This window comes from Aeromonas sp. QDB56, from assembly GCF_027705505.1.
In the GTDB taxonomy this organism is placed as follows: Bacteria; Pseudomonadota; Gammaproteobacteria; order Enterobacterales; family Aeromonadaceae; genus Aeromonas; species Aeromonas caviae.
Map to the genome: position 1 here is coordinate 1 of NZ_JAPDBZ010000273.1, position 1,286 is coordinate 1,286.

A 1,286-nucleotide genomic window follows, 5' to 3' on the forward strand; every position below is an offset into this window, starting at 1 on the left:
ATAACGCCTTAAATGGCGAAGAAACGGTCTAAATAGGCTGATTCAAGGCATTTACGGGAGAAAAGATCGGCTCAAACATGAAGAAATGAAATGACTGAGTCAGCCGAGAAGAATTTCCCCGCTTATTCGCACCTTCCCTAGCTAAATAAATAGTCTGTTTCGGAGCAGGAAACGGTAAGTGTTAATCTGGCAGGGTATTGAAGGTCTAATCACCGGATAATGCGTTTGAGCCATGAAGCGCTGACTAGCATCAGGGAGCAGAAAGGCGAAAGTTTTTAATCCTAAGCTTGTAGAGCCTAAACGTGCCAGAGATTGACCAGAGACGCATAACAAAAAGGCCTCGCATTGAAAGCGAAGCCTTGTGGAGTGTGCTGTCCAGAGCTGTGGTATGTAAACTGTCATGAGGATTTTCAATCCCCTGCTCTACCGACTGAGCTATCTGGGCAACGGCGCGCATTAAACCCTTTCTGGACTGAGGTGTCAACCACAGGCCGCAGATTGATGTACCGTTCGCTCGATATCCGAGCAATCTTCCCGTGATTGGACCGGTTTCCCCGTTTTAACCATGAAAAGAGGGGCGCCTGCGGGGCAGGGCGGGCCGACGGCCAGCAGAACATCATGAAGGATGGCGGGCTGCCTGACGTGCCGAGGGCTGCCCGTTGGCGCCAAGCCGGAAGAGGCGCCAGTTATCTTGGCCCATCGATTGAGCCTGCCGCGCTCTGCGGGTATGCTTTGCCGCACTCATCCCCTGGCCATGGTCCGGGCCGACGCGGCTGGCAGGGGTGACATCCATCCAACACCGCCTGGGGTTTATATGAATACCAATATGCAAGAGTGGCGCGAAGAGACCGCCGCCATCGTCAACGAGCTGCTGGCCGATGGCAGCAACCCGGATCTGGATTACGAGATTGAGCACCACTTTGCCTGCCAGAAGTTCGATCTGCTGGAGAAGGCGGCGGTCGATCTGTTCAAGGCCGGTTTCGAAGTGACCGACGCCGAGGAGATGGAGCTGGACGACGGCGCCACCATCTTCTGCTTCGACGCCATGGTGGAGTGCAAGCTGGACATCGACACCATCGTCGCCGACATCGAGAAGATGCTGCCCATCCTCGAGAAATACGGGGTGGACTACGACGGCTGGGGCACCTACTTCCAGGAGTAAGTGCGTCAGATCACGTACGCTTTGCAAAAACAACAAGGCCACCCTCGGGTGCAATGCTGATCAGTTAAGGATCCATTGACCGATCCTTCTGCTGTAGGACAATCCGGAACCAATCACTGGTTCC

1 protein-coding gene is annotated in these 1,286 nt (G+C 54.4%); it reads left to right on the forward strand.

All coding sequences use genetic code 11. The annotated features are described in order from the left end of the window. Window positions 1-826: 826 nt before the first annotated feature. On the forward strand, window positions 827-1,162 hold the full coding sequence (rraB, locus tag OKB81_RS20355) for a ribonuclease E inhibitor RraB (RefSeq protein WP_010675493.1): 336 nt from the start codon (window positions 827-829) through the stop codon (window positions 1,160-1,162). The last annotated feature ends 124 nt before the right edge of the window (window positions 1,163-1,286 follow it).